The sequence below is a fragment of the Maribellus comscasis genome (assembly GCF_009762775.1).
Taxonomy (GTDB): Bacteria; Bacteroidota; Bacteroidia; order Bacteroidales; family Prolixibacteraceae; genus Draconibacterium; species Draconibacterium comscasis.
This window is the reverse complement of record NZ_CP046401.1, coordinates 3,965,792-3,980,817: the sequence shown is the minus strand read 5'-3', so window position 1 is coordinate 3,980,817 and position 15,026 is coordinate 3,965,792. Positions and strand designations below refer to the sequence as shown.

The following is a 15,026-nucleotide window of genomic DNA, read 5'->3' as shown; positions in this document are numbered from 1 at the left end:
ACAGCAAGCTCTTTAATCTAATTAATCACTGATGAGATAATCCTCAACAGCTTCCCCCTCTTCCAATGCGTCTAATATTTCATCAATTTTTTCTTCGGTTAATCCGCCGTACCAATAATTATTGGGATGGATTACCATAACCGGTCCTTGTGAGCAAACATTTAAACATGCTGTTGAAGAAACAGCAACATCCAATCCGCGGTCGTTGCATTCTTCCATTATATATTGTATAAAATCGGCAGCACCGTTTTTATTACAATAACCTTTGGCATCGCCGGCAACCCTGTACGAGTTACAAACTAAAATGTGATAATCTGGTTTTTTCATAATTAGCCTCTCCCCGGCCCTCTCCAAAGGAGAGGGAGCCAGAATTTTTTAATTTAATTTATTTAGTTTTTTTTTAAGTTTTTTCAATTCCTTCCCTTTTGGGGGAAGGTTAGGATGGGGCACTTATTTACATTCTCCTTTGCAATTTGGAATCTTATCGATTGCACACTTGCATTCCTGAACAGCAATTCCAACAATTTCAAGTTTTTCTTTTGGTACGTCGCCAATTTGAAGCGTGTATAATTTTTCGCAATCTTTTATGGTTTCTTTTACTTTTGAGAAACGGTCTTGTTTAAACTTGTGATTCGGCTCAACCGGCTCCCCGTCTTCACATTCACAATATGATTCAACCTGCCGCAAATCAACCATTTTTAAAGCTCCGTCTTCCACGTCGTAAATATTAAAACTTGTAGCTTTCCCAAAATGCTGATCTACTTTTTCTCCATTGCTTGTTGTAACTGCTATTCTCATTTTAAAAGATTTTTAGATTAATAGATTTTAGACACAAGACTTTTGAAAACGAATTTTAACCACAACCAGTTCCTTTGCCGGAACATTCTGCGCCGCATTTAAATACATCGGCTTTTTTCAGCGTTTTTAATTCTTTGCCTTTGTAAACGGCATCCAAACCATCGTCAATCAAACCTGTCATTTCCACGATTTTTATTCCTGAACGCCCCAAAATAGAAGATGGTGAAGGCCCGATTCCACCCACCAACAACGCACGGCAATCGTCGATTACTTCTCCCAATTCTTTCCAGCGGGAATTTCCTGCTCCTGGTTTTGGAGTTGGACGTTGTTCCAGCATTTTGTATCCGTTTGGCGTTTCTCTGAAAATAAACAACTGTGTTGCTTCACCCAAATGCTGGTTTACCAACAATCCTTCGTAACTGGCAACTGCAACGTTTGGCCGCGATTCATCCATATTTACTGAAAGACACGAAACTTCAGAAAGAATACGTTTTGCTTCCGGGTCGTCCTGACCCAATAAACCAACAGCATCGGCACGGCAACGCGAACAGTGCGTCATTGGCGGCAAATGTTTTCGAACTTCCTTGCGAACTTCTTTCATAAAAGCAGAAGAAGGCTCTTCAACTTCGGCAAACGGAGTTCCTTCAACGGGATAAAGCGGAATGGTATTCATAACATCTACTCCCATTTCTTTCATGGCAGCAGCAATTTCGCCTACTTTATCGTCGTTAATTCCGGGAACAACAATGGTATTTACTTTCACGATAAAACCAACGCCTTTTAAAGCACGAATCGCTTCCATCTGATTTTTCAACAAAATTTCAGCACCTTGTTTTCCGAAATAACCCCGTTTTTCGAAACGTACCCATTTATATATTTTTGAAAGTGTTTCCGATTCGGTTCCGTTTAAAGTAACCGTAACATGGCTCACATTCAATTCTTTTAACTCTTCAATGTAGGGCAAAACATTCAATCCGTTGGTTGAAAGACACAATACCATTTCCGGAAATTCTTTCCGAATCAAACGTAAAGTTGTCATCGTTTGGATAGGATTGGCAAACGGATCGCCAGGTCCGGCAATTCCCACGACCGAAAGGTGCGGCATTTTTTCCTTTAACCTGATTGTGTATGCCAAAGCCTGTTCCGGCGACAATACTTCGCTGGTTACACCCGGGCGGCTTTCGTTAACACAATCGAAACCGCGTTTACAATAATTACATTGAATGTTGCACAATGGTGCCACCGGCAGGTGAACCCTGGCATATTCCCCTTTCGCTTCTTTATTGAAACATGGATGTGTTTTAAGAATAGCCTCCCCCAGCCCCTCCGAAGGAGGGGTGCATGCTTCTCTCCGGTCCTCTCCAAAGGAAAGGAAGTTTGATTCCGTATTTCTATTAGTGTCTTTCATATTGATCTATATTTTAAATTTTATAATTCAATAGCTTCCCTTTATCCCTCCCCGTGGGGAGGCTAGGAGGGGCTTTTTCACATATATTTATATCCCACCGGAGAGGAATCTTGTTTGTATTCAATTAATGCGTTTACAATTTTATCGAAGAGTTCCTGCGTGCCTGAGTAGCCAAGGTGTTTAATACGTTGTCCGCCCACACGATCGTGGATGGGAAAACCAACCCGAACAATTGGAATCCCGAGTTCGCGCGCAATGTAGTATCCTTTGCTGTGGCCAACCAAAATATCAGGTTTATTCGCCAAACACCATTCACGAATTGATTCAAAATCGTATCCTTCGCGAACAGTTATTTTATCGCCATTCTCAGGACAATGTTTTAGAATCTCACCTTCGAGTAAACCGCTTTCGCCACCCGAGGCAGCCAAAGCAACTTCAATTCCAATTTCGTCGAGGAAAGAACACATCCCTACAACAAAATCTTCTTCGCCGTAAACCACGGCTTTTTTCCCAAAGACATATTTATGTGCATCAACATAAGCGTCAACCAGACGGCCACGTTGTTTTGTATATTTTTCAGGTGTTTTCTTTCCTGTTAATTTTCCAAGTTCTTCAAAGAAACGGTCGGTTTGCGTAATCCCGATTGGCATTGGCAAACGAACCAACGGAACGTCCATTTCTTTTTCCAAATATTGAGCGCCGGTTTTGGTTAGATTTAAATTTTTCACACGCCCGCTCAATTTTCCTAAATTCAATACGGTTCCAAATTCGATGGAAGCTTTGGCAGAGCCGCTTTTTTCAACCTCTTCCATGGTTGTTCCGCCTTCGGGAATTCTTTTATAAGTGTGCCAAACCGGATTATCCAAACTTTCAGAATAATCAGGAAGAATAGATGCTTCAATTCCAAATTCGGCAACAATTTCTTTTAGTAAACGAATATCTTCTGTAGAGATAAATCCCGGGAACAAATTAATATGATCACCAGTATTTCCTTTTTTGGCAAATTTACGAATCACCGCAGCCACAGCTTCATGAAATCCGTCAATGTGCGTCCCCTGATAGCTAGGCGTGGAAGCCACAACAAATTCAGCATTTCCATCAAAATCGTCACCTTTTAATTCATGAAGAAAAAGCGTAACATCATCTCCAATTGTTTCACTCAGGCAGGTAGTAGAAATTCCAATTAGTTGCGGCTTGTACTGATTAATAATATTTTGAGCCGCAATTTTAAAATTTCTATCACCTCCGAAGATGGTGGAGTCTTCTGTAAAATTTGACGAAGCAATATCGATGGGTTCTTTGTAGTGGCTAATTAAATAACGACGAATGTATGTGGCGCATCCCTGCGAACCATGAATAAGCGGCACACAACCTTCGAATCCTTTATAGGCAACACTCGCGCCGAGCGGAGAACAAAGTTTGCAAGCATTTTGCGTTGCTTTGTAATCTGTACCTTTTGCTAATACTGAATTGGTCTCAAACATGGTTTCTTATTTTATAAATTTCCAAACTGGGCTGGTAACCGATGCATATACTTCTTTGGCGAAGTTCATCATGCCGACATATCCGGCGAGGGCTTCTTTCCGTTCGTGATTGTGGTCGCAAAAACCTAAGCCCAGTTTATGGGCAATCGGGCGTTCTTTTACTCCTCCGATAAAAAGGTTGGCTCCCGTAAGTTTTACAAATTCTGAAAGTTCATTTGGATTCGAATCATCAACGATGATGGTTCCATCGTCGCACAATTCTTTGAGCAGTTTATAATCGTCGGCATTTCCGGTTTGTGAACCAACAACTACCGTTTTCATTCCAAGTAAACGCAAGGCTTTTACCAATGAAATGGCTTTAAAAGCACCACCTACATAAATGGCTGCTTTTTTACCTTCCAGTTTCTGCCGATACGGTTGCAACGCCGGAAGCAATTGCGAAATTTCTTCGCGAACCAGTTCCCTGGCATTTTGCATCATCTCCTCATCTTTGAAAAAACGGGCAACTTCGTACAAAGCATCCGACATGTCTTCAATTCCGAAATAGGAAACTTTCATAAAAGGAATGCCGTACTTTTCTTTCATTTCTTTTGCCAGATGCACCATCGATCCCGAACACTGAACCACATTCAAAGTAGCTTTATGTGCCCGGCGAATTTGTTCTACACGGCCATCGCCAGTCATGCAGGAAACCAATTCAACACCAAGCTTTTTATAGTATTCAGCTAAAATCCAAAGTTCGCCGGCGAGGTTAAAATCACCTAAAATATTGATGGAATATTTTGAAGGTTTATAAGAATCATCGGTTCCTACCAATTTTGAAAGCGCTCCGCAGGCAATTTTGTATCCGTCTTTTTTAGTTCCGTTAAAACCTTCAGACATTACCGGAATTACATCAATTCCTTTTTCACGAGTCACCTGGCGACAAACCGCTTCTACATCGTCGCCGATTACACCAATAATGCAGGTTGAAAAAACAAAAGCAGCTTTGGGTTGATGTTTATCGATCAATTCGCAAAGTGCATGGTACAATTTTTTCTCACCGCCAAAAACCACGTCTCTTTCTTTTAAATCAGTGGTAAAACTTAGTCGGTGCAATTGCGGCCCCGATGAAAGAGCTCCGCGAATATCCCAGGTGTAAGAAGCGCACCCCACAGGTCCGTGAATCACATGCAGTGCGTCGGCAATCGGATATAAAACTACCCTTGAACCACAAAACACACATGCCCGCTGGCTAACCGAACCAGCCAAACTCTTTTTCTCGCAGGCTATTTCTGCGCTGTGTTTCCCCTTTGTTACAATTTGTGTTTCGCGATCTTTCAGAAATTGATTCATACTCTAATAAATTAGAACCAAGACGCAAGAATCAAGACACAAGACGAAGAATTTTAATCATTCGCAATTGTGTTTAACATCTTTAATCATGATTGTTTTATAGTGCAATTTTTTTATAAACCTTCCGGGTTTTTACACCCGGAAGGTTGGGTAGTTATAAGAATGTTTAGTTACATTACTAATTCGAACGACTCTTCAGGTGCCGTTGCATCTTGCCGATCCATTAGAACACCAAGCATTTTTTCTAGAATACGGATTGCGCCTGAATACCCTACAGTGGGGAAGTAACTGTGCCCGATTCGGTCAAGAATTGGGAATCCCATACGAACAAACGGAATTCCTTCATCACGGGAGATGTATTTTCCATAGGTGTTACCAATCAATAAATCCACTGGTTCTTCTTTAATCCACTGATGCATCAGGAACATATCAGCTTGCGGACCATTTTTAAATTTGGCTTCCGGAACTTTTTCTCCCAGAACTTCAGCCATCCGTTTTTCAAAAGCTTTTCCTGGTGTTCCGGAAACGATGTAAACCGGCTTCATATCGATATCCACCAAAAATTCCACCAAAGGGAGGAGTGTATCCGGGTCGCCCCAAAGAGCAACACGTTTTCCGTATAAATACTGGTGCATATCGGTAATTACATCAACCAGTCTCCCTCGTTCTTCAGATATGCTATCTGGAATAGAAACCTTTCCTGCTGTTGAAAGTGCCTGAACAAAACGGTCTGTTGCACTCAATCCAATCGGAATATCGGTTAAACTAAACGGTACTTTACATTTGTTATCGAGCATGATGGCAGCTTTTTTACTGCACCATTCGCCCATAGCAACTGTTTTCATACTATTTCCCATACTCACGATTTCGTCAACTGTTGTTCCGCCCTTGGGATACATTTGATATTTCCCGGTCATTGGTGTGTCCAGCACATCTGAAGTATCAGGAAAAAGTACAGATTTGATGTTCATCATTTCCGTAATCCTTTTTATTTCTCTCATATCAGATGGTTCCACCCAACCTGAGAGGAGGTTTACCTGACGAATTTTCTCATTGGTATTGAATGAAAAATATTTTATAAATGCTTCCACCATGTTGGCATATCCGGTTACATGCGAACCTACATAACTTGGAGTGGATGCCTGAACTACATGTTTTCCCTCCGGGATTTTTCCATCATCCTTTGCTTTTCCTACAATCTGTCCAAGGTCATCTCCAATGGTTTCTGACAGACAGGTAGAGTGAACTGCAATAATATCCGGATCATAAATTCCGAAGATGTTATCGATAGCCTGCAACAGGTTTGCTTGTCCACCAAACACAGAAGAACCCTCGGTGAATGAACTTGTTGATGCCATTACCGGCTCCTTGTAGTGACGTGTTAACGTACTTCTGTGGTACGAACAGCACCCTTGCGAACCATGACTGTGTGGCAAACACCCGTGAACACCCAAAGCTGCATACATTGCACCTATCGGCTGGCATGTTTTTGCCGGATTCACAGTCAACGCGCTTCTTTCCTTAACTTCTTTTGTTGTATGACGTAGTATCATAATTTTGTCCTCCTAATTTTTAAGCCTCAATTGAAATACTTCCTACAATTTCCGGTTCGTGTTTCCACGGAGTATCAACCAGTTTCCAAATATTGGTAGCCAGCATTCTTTCCATTTCTTTGTAGAAATTAACAGCACCGCCAAAAGCAGCGTAAGGACCACCGTAGTCGTATGAGTGCAACTGTTTTAACGGCACTCCATATTTTTGAACCACATATTTTTCTTTAATTCCGGCACAGAAAATATCCGGTTTGTAGAAGTCAATTAACTTTTCAGTTTCCCAATGGTTAACATCGTCAACAACAAGGGCATTTTTCGACATCTCGGGCATCATTCCCTGGTAGTCTTTAAATGTGTAACCTTCTTTTTCCAGTTCTGTTTTTTTGGTCACCAGGTCATCGCGGAAATGTTCCTCATCTTTTGTAACCTCCAAATCTTCAATATTTCTGGTATCAGCATCAATTTTAATATTTGGAATTACTTCTCGTCCTTCGTAATCGTCGCGGTGTGCAAACTCATAACCAGCAGAAACTGTTTTTATTCCCAATTCATTAAATAAATCCTGATAGTGATGCGCACGTGAACCACCTACAAACATCATGGCCAGTTTTCCCTCCACTTTGGGTTTTACTTCTTCAGCAACTTTTTTTACCTTGACCATTTCACGCTCAATAACTTCCTCAACTTTGGCTTTTAGTTCATCATCTCCAAAATAGTCAGCCAGCTTTCGCAGCGATTTTGCAGTAGATTCAGCACCAATAAAATTCACTTTGATCCATGGAACGCCGTATTTTTCTTCCATCATCTCGGCAATATAGTTGATGGAGCGGTGACACATTACCATGTTTAAATCGGCAGTATGAGAATATGCAAAACTTTCAACGGTTGAGTTTCCACTATAAGTTGAAAGCAGTGTAATTCCACATTCTTCAAAAATTCTTTCTATTTCAAAGGCATCACCACCAATATTGTACTCGCCCATCAGGTTCACCTGAAATTTACCTGTACGCTCCCGATCAGTATTTCCAACTACATGTTTGAAAATTCCGTTATTTGCAATGTGGTGACCGGCTGACTGAGAAACTCCGCGGTAGCCTTCGCAGCTAAATCCGAAGATATTGATTCCTAATTCAGCTTTCATCTCGCGGGCAACTGCGTGTACATCGTCGCCAATCAACCCAACCGGGCATGTAGAAAAAATACTGATTGCACTTGGTTTAAAAATTTCAAACGCTTCACGAATGGCTGTTTTCAATTTTTGTTCACCACCGAAAACAATATTCTCATCCTGCATGTCGGTAGAAAAAGCATAAGGCATATAATTGTCTTCGCCTTCTGCAGGTTTGGTTTGGTTGCGACGTGTCAGCCAGCTGTAAAAACCACAACCAATCGGTCCGTGTGTAATATTTATAATATCTCTTGTCGGACCAAGAACCACACCCTTACAACCTGCATAGGTACATCCTCTCTGAGTAATAATTCCGGGAATGGTGCGAACATTGGCCATAATCTCCTGACCTTCAGAAGGGTCATTAACAACCATTGCCTTTGCTCTTTTTTTAGCTACCTTTCTTGGATATTTTTTCAGGATTTCTTCCTTTAATTCGGAAGGATCTGGTAATCCGTTTGTATAATTCTTTTTGTTCGGCATAATTTTGTCTTTTTAATTAAAGAATTGTCGTGCCTGTTTCACCGGTGCGAACCCTCAATGCATCATCCAATGGAAGGACAAAGATTTTTCCATCTCCGGGAGCAGGCGTCTGATTAACTTCAATAATCGTATCAATTGTTAATTGAACATTGTGGTCAGAAACAGCAATATTCAATACACGCTGAGGTCTGAGTCTGGGCTCTTTTCCAAGATGTACGAGTGCTTCAGGCATATCTTTCTTTGCGCCCTCCATTACTTTGGCATCCCAAAAACCTTTTCCCCTTCCAAACACTTTACCTGTAGCCGTCATCGAAGTGATACCGGCTTCTGTTAAAGCACGTTTGGTTGCATTCATTTTATCAATTCTGATTATAGCCATTATTATTTTCATAACACAAAAACTTTAATGGTTTATAATTCTTTCGTTCCTCTACTGATTGTATAGGCTTCTTCAACCGGAGAGATAAAAATTTTTCCATCTCCGAATGCACCTTTTGGTTCGGTGCGGGCAGCTTCCATAATGGTTGTTACTGCAAAGTCTTTGTCTTCATCTTTAACGACCATAATCAACATCTCTTTGGGAAGCTCATCGTAGGTTACATCCCCGATTTTTATACCTCTCTGTTTCCCCCGGCCAACAACAGGAATTTTTGTAACTGCTATATAGCCAGCCTCAAAAAGGGCTTTCAAAACTTTGCTTGATTTCTCGGGACGTATAATTGCTCTAATCATTAACATATTTGTTCCTCCTGATTTTTGATTTATTTTTTTGGTTTAAATTAGCTGGCAATACCGAAGTCAATTAACAACTTCTCGAGTTCTTCAATTTCCAGAGGTTCCGGAATAACAAATTTGTCGTTTTCGTCAATCGCTTTTGCCAGCGCACGATATTCATCCGCCTGATTATGGGAAGGATCATATTCGATTACTGTTTTTCTGTTGATTTCAGCGCGTTGAACCATATTGTCGCGAGGAACAAAATGAATCATTTTTGTACCCAAACGTTTCGCCAATTCTTCAATCATTTCTCTTTCGTTATCCACTTTTCGGGAGTTACAGATTAATCCACCCAAACGAACACCACCGGCCTGAGCATATTTTTTAACCCCTTTACAAATATTGTTGGCGGCATACATTGCCATCATTTCACCTGATACAACAATATAAATCTCCTGTGCTTTACCTTCGCGGATTGGCATTGCGAAACCACCACAAACAACGTCACCTAATACATCATAAAATGTATAGTCGATTTTGAAACTTTCGTCCCATGCACCAAGTTGTTCCAAAAGGTTGATCGAAGTAATAATACCACGACCGGCACAACCAACTCCTGGTTCAGGACCTCCGGATTCTACACAACGTACACCACCGTATCCTACTTTTACAATGTCTTCTAATTCTACATCCTCACCTTCTTCGCGAAGTGTGTCGAGAACGGTCTTTTGCGCTAATCCGCCAAGCAATAACCTTGTGGAGTCTGCTTTTGGATCACATCCTACTACTTTTACATTTTTTCCTGCTTCTACAAGTCCTGCAACTGTGTTTTGGGTTGTGGTTGATTTACCAATTCCACCTTTCCCGTAAATAGCAATCTTTCTCATGTTACTCAGTTTTAAAATTTAATTTTCGTTTGGCAAGCCTCTAACGAGAGATGTGCCAAAAAACATGCTCGACAACATACTTTTAAAACATATTCATATAAAAAACTGAATACCAGACAATAAGTAAAGCTTGTTAAAAATGGTTTTAAATAAGAAAATCAAAAAATCCTACATAATTGTAAGATTTACTTTTAGCATCTACATTCGAGTGGCAGACACGAATTACATCAGATAATCAACAAGTTAAAGTCAGTTAACATAGGGTTAACCTACAATTTGGTAGGAAAATAAATTTTGAATAAAGGTGATGGAGACTATACTAAACTGTTTAGCAATCATAGATTCAGAGCCAACATGAATGCTTTATTTTTTGTTCCCGGACAAACAGGATATCGCCTGTCAGTTAGGATTTTTCATTCAATAATTTTATCCTCTTGCGGTCGGATTCCTTTAAAAAGGGTCAGATTAATTTAATTTGTGCCTTTGCAGATTCAGCTATTCGTTCCAATTTAAGCGTGAACAAATATTTTTCATTCAGCACTAAAGATTTAGATTCAATTTTTATCCCATCAGGTTTAAATTCAATGGGTCTGTCTGCGAGTACTTTTATTATTAAACGTTTTTTAAGAATGTTATTCAGCAATTTGTCTGATTCTGAAAAATCGAAAATAACTGAATTACCTGTTCGTTCTTTTTTAGTGAGCGAATGATGGATTAGTTGTCGTTGAAAATCAACAGAATCAGAAGCCAATATCGTTTCAGGTTTTTCATTATAGGGTTTTAAATAGTTTACCCATTTTTGAACCACTTCCAAGTTTCTTTCAGGCTCAGGATGTAACATATTGGGCCAATGCAGACCACATGTAGGGCCTGTTAAACCTTTAGAAGGATTTCCGGGAAAAGTTAACCATGGAAACTCATCGCTACCCCTGTCTATAGTAATTACACCATCATCAAATCCAAAAAGTTTATGTTGGATTCGGTGTGAATTATACATTGACTCAAACGGACTATTAATATAATTTATCCCTCTTTTTCTGAGTAGGGATGCCAGGCTAATCTTCCTTCCTTCCGACGGTCCGAACGAATGCCTGAATGCAGTAGGTACAAATGATTTGGGAAATGGCCCCAGATTGTGTTGCTTCATCAATCTTTCAAAATAATCCAGATGCAGTTCAACCTGCTCAACAGGACGCATCTGCCCGTTTGAATCCGTCCATTCCGCTCGTGTGAAAGCTCCGTTTTCCCAATATTCATGACCGATACCGTGAACTGTTAATTCGAAGTGTTCCTTATTATTACGGATGATTTCAGCAGCTTCATCAAGCCAGTCGCCAACCCATTTTGAATTATCCCACTTTTCTCCCATCCATGTGCTCGTAGGAAGTTGACTCAAAATATTATACTTATCCCATTCACATAAAATAGTGGCAGCCTGCGGTCTGATTCCCAAAGATTTACCAAGCTCAACAATGGCCTGATAATCTGCCGGAACATGATTTCGATTTATACCTGTACGATATGGCTCCTGCCACTTGCTGCCATCCGTACCTGACCACCAGCCAACATCGTCGATTACCACCTGAACAGGCATGGGAATAAATATTTCCAATTCGTCGGAAATATTTTTCCAGGAGGTACAGGAACTTATAATTTTCATATTTCCAAGTATTGATGCTCCGGCAGCAGCCTTTACTGTATTTTTTACGAATTTACGTCGGGAAGAACCTGTCATCTTAACTAGATTTTAACAAAAACCTTGTTTTTATAAAGCCAGAAAGTGATATACCAAAGTACTGCCCAGGTTGCCAGGCTTGTTATAATTCCGACCATCAAATCGCCCCCCCGCGAAAACAGAAATTCGCTGAACGGATTTAAAATTTCCTGAATCCAACCAGATCCTCCAAGGTGAAAGAACATATAAATAAAAATGCTGTTCATTCCCACAATAATAAAAAACAGCGAACCTTTTTGGAAAAACTTTTTGACATCAATTAGCCAGTAACAAAATGCCAAAACAAGAATGGTCCAGCCGCCGCTTGCAAATACAAAAGAAGAAGTTGCTATTTTTTTAATAATTGGCGTTACATTCAACCAGTCGAGAGAAAAGCCAATAAGTAAAGCTGCTATTCCAGCTGCTGTTAAAATCTGTATTTTTTTCATCGGTTCTTTTTCACTTTGCAACAATTTGCCACAAAGTACGCCCCAAACGGTATGTGCTGTTGTTGAAACAAAGTTAAGCGTAGCCCACTCGCTGGCTTTTTCTACTCCTTCGATTTTGTTGTTGAACCAGGCACCCAAATTTTCGTAGTTTGTCCAGGGATGGTTAAAACCTTCGACCGGGAAATACCGGTACGCGAGATCAATTAAAAGTAAAACAAGCAGTGTGAAAATTATCTGGAAACGAAAACTTTTATTCATAATAAGATAGGCAACCAGGTATGTAACAGACAATTGTGCCAATACATTCTGAAAACGAAAAACCAGTCTGCCTGCAGCTACAAAATAAAGTCCCCAGCCAAAAAACAACAATAAAAAAGAACGTTTTAAAACATGATACAATATTTGTTTATCGGTAGCGCCTTTTCGTTTCCGGTTTGCAACTGCAAATGGTATGGCCACCCCCACAATAAACATAAAAAACGGTTGAATAAGATCCCAAAAATGCAGGCCGTGCCACTCGTGGTGTTCGAGTTGTGTTCCCAGAAACTGCATAAACCCATTATCAATTTTCAGCAACTGTCCAAACAATCTTGTGGATTCACCCGCCAGAAGAAACATGGTAATTCCACGAAAAAAATCTACAGACACTACCCTGCCCGGTAAAGCCACCTTTGAAGTTTGATTATTTATACTCATAAATTAACATCTACCATTTAATAGTAAAAAATTAAATAAAAATACCAAGGGTTTCACCCCCTGGCATTTGCACTCACACTGTTTAACTAAACTAAAACTACAAATATCCGAGAATTTTATCCATTCTTTCTGATATATCTTTCAGACGCGTTCTGTCTCCACCACTCACTTCAGCTGTTAACCAGCCTCCCTGGTGATTGATTTCACTCACTGCTTTCATTACGACCGGCCAGTTATTATCTCCATCCAACAGGTTAACCTTGAAACCTTCCCACAGCCCTTTCGTATTCATCAACTCGCGACTGTATTCTTTGATGTGGAGTTTCATAATACGCGAATTAAGTGTCTTAATCCATTGTTCAGGCCAACCGTAGCGCATAATGTTACCAATATCAAAATACCAGCCCACTAAGGGATGGTTGATTTCATCCACAAACCGTTTAGCTTCAACCGGGCTTAATAAAAAATTATTCCATACGTTCTCCAGCGCAATTTGCATCCCCGTTTTCTCTGCATAAGGGATTAATTCCCGAATGGAACCAAGTGCTGTATTATAAGCCTGTTCATAATCCACTTCTTCGTTTACAACACCAGGTACTACTAAAACAGTATCGCCACCAAGGTCTTTTACATCCTGTAATGACTGGGCAACAGACTCGATACACTGCTTTCGCACCTCGGGATTGGGATCAGAAAGAGGTTTTTTCCAATGATCTTTGTTCACCACACTTGGAAGTTCAATACCTGACTTTTCTTTGGCTTCCAGCACTTCGGATTTGTCCAAATCAATCGGACTGTTCAACTCCACCCCATCAAAACCCAAATCTTTTACCAATTTGAATTTATCAGTCAGAGACAACTCCTCTTTTATCATACCAAAGCCAAGACTTTTTTTCAGGGTAACTTTTCCTGCACCCTCTATCTGAGATACGCTTGCCGACAGTGTGGAGGGAAGTATTGTCGCTGCTCCCGCCAAAAGCGCTGTCGATTTAATAAAATTTTTCCTGTTCATGGTCCTTCTATTTAAATTTTTTAATTCCCGGAACAGCAATCGGAATGTCGTATTTGGTTTTCCACGAGATATCTCCCGGGAATAATACTTCCATTGACGAGAGTGCCTGTTCGTATGAAATGGTTTCTCCTGAGTAAGCAGCCATTCGACCAGCCATAGCCAGCAAATTGGAGCGGGTCATCCATTCCCCGTCATTCATAGGCTTTCCACTTCTGATTGAAGCGAACAATTCGTCGTGTTCCTGTTGATACATATTTTTTACTTTCGACTTTTTATAAGCGTTTTCATCTGTAAATTTAGTATCGTCGTCGTATTTCCAGGGATTTTTTCCTTTTATTTCATGTAATCCTGTTCTGCAATCCACAAGGCATTTACCATCCAAACCCGTAAGTTCAACAGCATACGACGGCGTAGTTCCGGTTTGCTGACGACAAAAAACATAGGCTTTGGTTCCATTTGAATATTCATAAGTTATTCCAAAGTGGTCATAAACATTGCCGTACTTTTTGTCTGTACGTTTTTGGCGTCCGCCTGTGCCACTTACTTTTACAGGAGCCTCATCTCCCATCGCCCACGAAAGCATATCAATACTGTGTATGGCCTGTTCGATAATATGATCGCCCGACAGCCAGTTGTAGTAAAGCCAGTTGCGTAACTGGTATTCCATATCCGACCAACCTTTCTGACGTTCTTTATACCACAACTCACCGGTGTTATATGTGGCTTCAGCCGCAACAACTTCTCCTATCTGCCCGTCTAAAACACGGCTAAATGTCTCGCGTTTTGGGATATGGTATCTCCAGCAAAACCCTGAAACAAGGGAAAGCTGTTTGTCCTTTGCTTTTTTTGCTGCCATCATTACCCGGCGTAAACCCGGAGCATCAACAGCAAATGGTTTTTCGCAAAAAATATGTTTATCTGCATTTATCGCCGCTTCCAAATGTTCCGGTCTGAAAGCAGGTGGTGTAGCCAACAGAACCACGTCAACATCCGAATCAATAAGTTTTTGGAACGCATCTAATCCCACAAACTTTTTATTCGCTGCAACCTGTACTTTTTCTCCAAATTTTTGCTTCAATGAAGTATATGATTCTTCCAAATGATCAGAAAAAGCATCAGCCATTGCGTAAAGCACCACATTCGGGTCGGCACTCAAAGCCTGCTCTGCAGCACCTGTCCCGCGACCGCCGCAGCCAATAAGCCCAACTTTCAATGTATCACTGTTGGCAGCCCAAACGGAGTTGGATGAAATAACTGTTCCTACTGTTGCCAGTCCGGCAATCTTCGTAAATTGTCTTCTTGATAAGTCCATAATATTTAGA

The 15,026-nt window shown here is 40.6% G+C and carries 14 protein-coding genes; all 14 read right to left on the bottom strand.

What is annotated here, in order from left to right:
• Window positions 1–21: 21 nt before the first annotated feature.
• The 14 genes from GM418_RS15720 to GM418_RS15655 all read right to left on the bottom strand — a co-directional run bounded on the left by GM418_RS15720 (window position 22) and on the right by GM418_RS15655 (window position 15,016).
• Window positions 22–327 carry a (2Fe-2S) ferredoxin domain-containing protein gene (locus GM418_RS15720; protein WP_158867979.1) on the bottom strand — a complete coding sequence of 102 codons (306 nt, stop codon included), beginning with the start codon at window positions 325–327 and terminating at the stop codon, window positions 22–24.
• Window positions 328–450: 123 nt separating this feature from the next.
• Entirely contained in the window at window positions 451–798 is a 348-nt protein-coding gene (locus GM418_RS15715; RefSeq protein WP_158867977.1) for a NifB/NifX family molybdenum-iron cluster-binding protein, read from the bottom strand.
• A gap of 55 nt (window positions 799–853) precedes the next feature.
• Window positions 854–2,206: a radical SAM protein gene (locus GM418_RS15710; RefSeq protein ID WP_158867975.1), complete on the bottom strand. Its 1,353-nt coding sequence runs from the start codon at window positions 2,204–2,206 to the stop codon at window positions 854–856.
• A 77-nt stretch (window positions 2,207–2,283) separates the two neighbouring features.
• Complete coding sequence (locus GM418_RS15705) at window positions 2,284–3,690, bottom strand: nitrogenase component 1 (protein WP_158867973.1); 1,407 nt, start codon at window positions 3,688–3,690, stop codon at window positions 2,284–2,286.
• 6 nt (window positions 3,691–3,696) lie between these two features.
• Window positions 3,697–5,025, bottom strand: coding sequence for a nitrogenase iron-molybdenum cofactor biosynthesis protein NifE (gene nifE, locus GM418_RS15700; RefSeq protein ID WP_158867970.1), 1,329 nt, complete (start codon window positions 5,023–5,025; stop codon window positions 3,697–3,699).
• A 170-nt stretch (window positions 5,026–5,195) separates the two neighbouring features.
• Window positions 5,196–6,578: a nitrogenase molybdenum-iron protein subunit beta gene (gene nifK / locus GM418_RS15695; protein ID WP_158867968.1), complete on the bottom strand. Its 1,383-nt coding sequence runs from the start codon at window positions 6,576–6,578 to the stop codon at window positions 5,196–5,198.
• A gap of 19 nt (window positions 6,579–6,597) precedes the next feature.
• Complete coding sequence (gene nifD, locus GM418_RS15690) at window positions 6,598–8,229, bottom strand: nitrogenase molybdenum-iron protein alpha chain (protein ID WP_158867966.1); 1,632 nt, start codon at window positions 8,227–8,229, stop codon at window positions 6,598–6,600.
• Between the two features lie 16 nt (window positions 8,230–8,245).
• Complete coding sequence (locus GM418_RS15685; protein ID WP_158867964.1) at window positions 8,246–8,620, bottom strand: P-II family nitrogen regulator; 375 nt, start codon at window positions 8,618–8,620, stop codon at window positions 8,246–8,248.
• A 20-nt stretch (window positions 8,621–8,640) separates the two neighbouring features.
• A complete protein-coding gene (locus GM418_RS15680) occupies window positions 8,641–8,961 on the bottom strand; it encodes a P-II family nitrogen regulator (protein WP_217447489.1) in 321 nt (106 codons plus the stop codon).
• 47 nt (window positions 8,962–9,008) lie between these two features.
• Entirely contained in the window at window positions 9,009–9,833 is an 825-nt protein-coding gene (nifH, locus tag GM418_RS15675; protein WP_158867960.1) for a nitrogenase iron protein, read from the bottom strand.
• A 460-nt stretch (window positions 9,834–10,293) separates the two neighbouring features.
• Entirely contained in the window at window positions 10,294–11,568 is a 1,275-nt protein-coding gene (locus tag GM418_RS15670; protein WP_158867958.1) for a hypothetical protein, read from the bottom strand.
• Window positions 11,569–11,573: 5 nt separating this feature from the next.
• On the bottom strand, window positions 11,574–12,692 hold the full coding sequence (locus GM418_RS15665; protein ID WP_158867956.1) for an acyltransferase family protein: 1,119 nt from the start codon (window positions 12,690–12,692) through the stop codon (window positions 11,574–11,576).
• A 97-nt stretch (window positions 12,693–12,789) separates the two neighbouring features.
• Window positions 12,790–13,704: a sugar phosphate isomerase/epimerase family protein gene (locus GM418_RS15660; protein WP_158867954.1), complete on the bottom strand. Its 915-nt coding sequence runs from the start codon at window positions 13,702–13,704 to the stop codon at window positions 12,790–12,792.
• Between the two features lie 7 nt (window positions 13,705–13,711).
• Complete coding sequence (locus tag GM418_RS15655; RefSeq protein WP_158867952.1) at window positions 13,712–15,016, bottom strand: Gfo/Idh/MocA family protein; 1,305 nt, start codon at window positions 15,014–15,016, stop codon at window positions 13,712–13,714.
• Between the last annotated feature and the right edge of the window lie 10 nt (window positions 15,017–15,026).

What these genes read in the sequence shown, in the direction of transcription:
- GM418_RS15720 (WP_158867979.1), bottom strand. Translation starts at nt 327, where the DNA reads ATGAAAAAACCAGATTATCACATTTTAGTTTGTAACTCGTACAGGGTT.
- GM418_RS15715 (WP_158867977.1), bottom strand. Translation starts at nt 798, where the DNA reads ATGAGAATAGCAGTTACAACAAGCAATGGAGAAAAAGTAGATCAGCAT.
- GM418_RS15710 (WP_158867975.1), bottom strand. Translation starts at nt 2,206, where the DNA reads ATGAAAGACACTAATAGAAATACGGAATCAAACTTCCTTTCCTTTGGA.
- GM418_RS15705 (WP_158867973.1), bottom strand. Translation starts at nt 3,690, where the DNA reads ATGTTTGAGACCAATTCAGTATTAGCAAAAGGTACAGATTACAAAGCA.
- nifE (WP_158867970.1), bottom strand. Translation starts at nt 5,025, where the DNA reads ATGAATCAATTTCTGAAAGATCGCGAAACACAAATTGTAACAAAGGGG.
- nifK (WP_158867968.1), bottom strand. Translation starts at nt 6,578, where the DNA reads ATGATACTACGTCATACAACAAAAGAAGTTAAGGAAAGAAGCGCGTTG.
- nifD (WP_158867966.1), bottom strand. Translation starts at nt 8,229, where the DNA reads ATGCCGAACAAAAAGAATTATACAAACGGATTACCAGATCCTTCCGAA.
- GM418_RS15685 (WP_158867964.1), bottom strand. Translation starts at nt 8,620, where the DNA reads ATGAAAATAATAATGGCTATAATCAGAATTGATAAAATGAATGCAACC.
- GM418_RS15680 (WP_217447489.1), bottom strand. Translation starts at nt 8,961, where the DNA reads ATGATTAGAGCAATTATACGTCCCGAGAAATCAAGCAAAGTTTTGAAA.
- nifH (WP_158867960.1), bottom strand. Translation starts at nt 9,833, where the DNA reads ATGAGAAAGATTGCTATTTACGGGAAAGGTGGAATTGGTAAATCAACC.
- GM418_RS15670 (WP_158867958.1), bottom strand. Translation starts at nt 11,568, where the DNA reads ATGACAGGTTCTTCCCGACGTAAATTCGTAAAAAATACAGTAAAGGCT.
- GM418_RS15665 (WP_158867956.1), bottom strand. Translation starts at nt 12,692, where the DNA reads ATGAGTATAAATAATCAAACTTCAAAGGTGGCTTTACCGGGCAGGGTA.
- GM418_RS15660 (WP_158867954.1), bottom strand. Translation starts at nt 13,704, where the DNA reads ATGAACAGGAAAAATTTTATTAAATCGACAGCGCTTTTGGCGGGAGCA.
- GM418_RS15655 (WP_158867952.1), bottom strand. Translation starts at nt 15,016, where the DNA reads ATGGACTTATCAAGAAGACAATTTACGAAGATTGCCGGACTGGCAACA.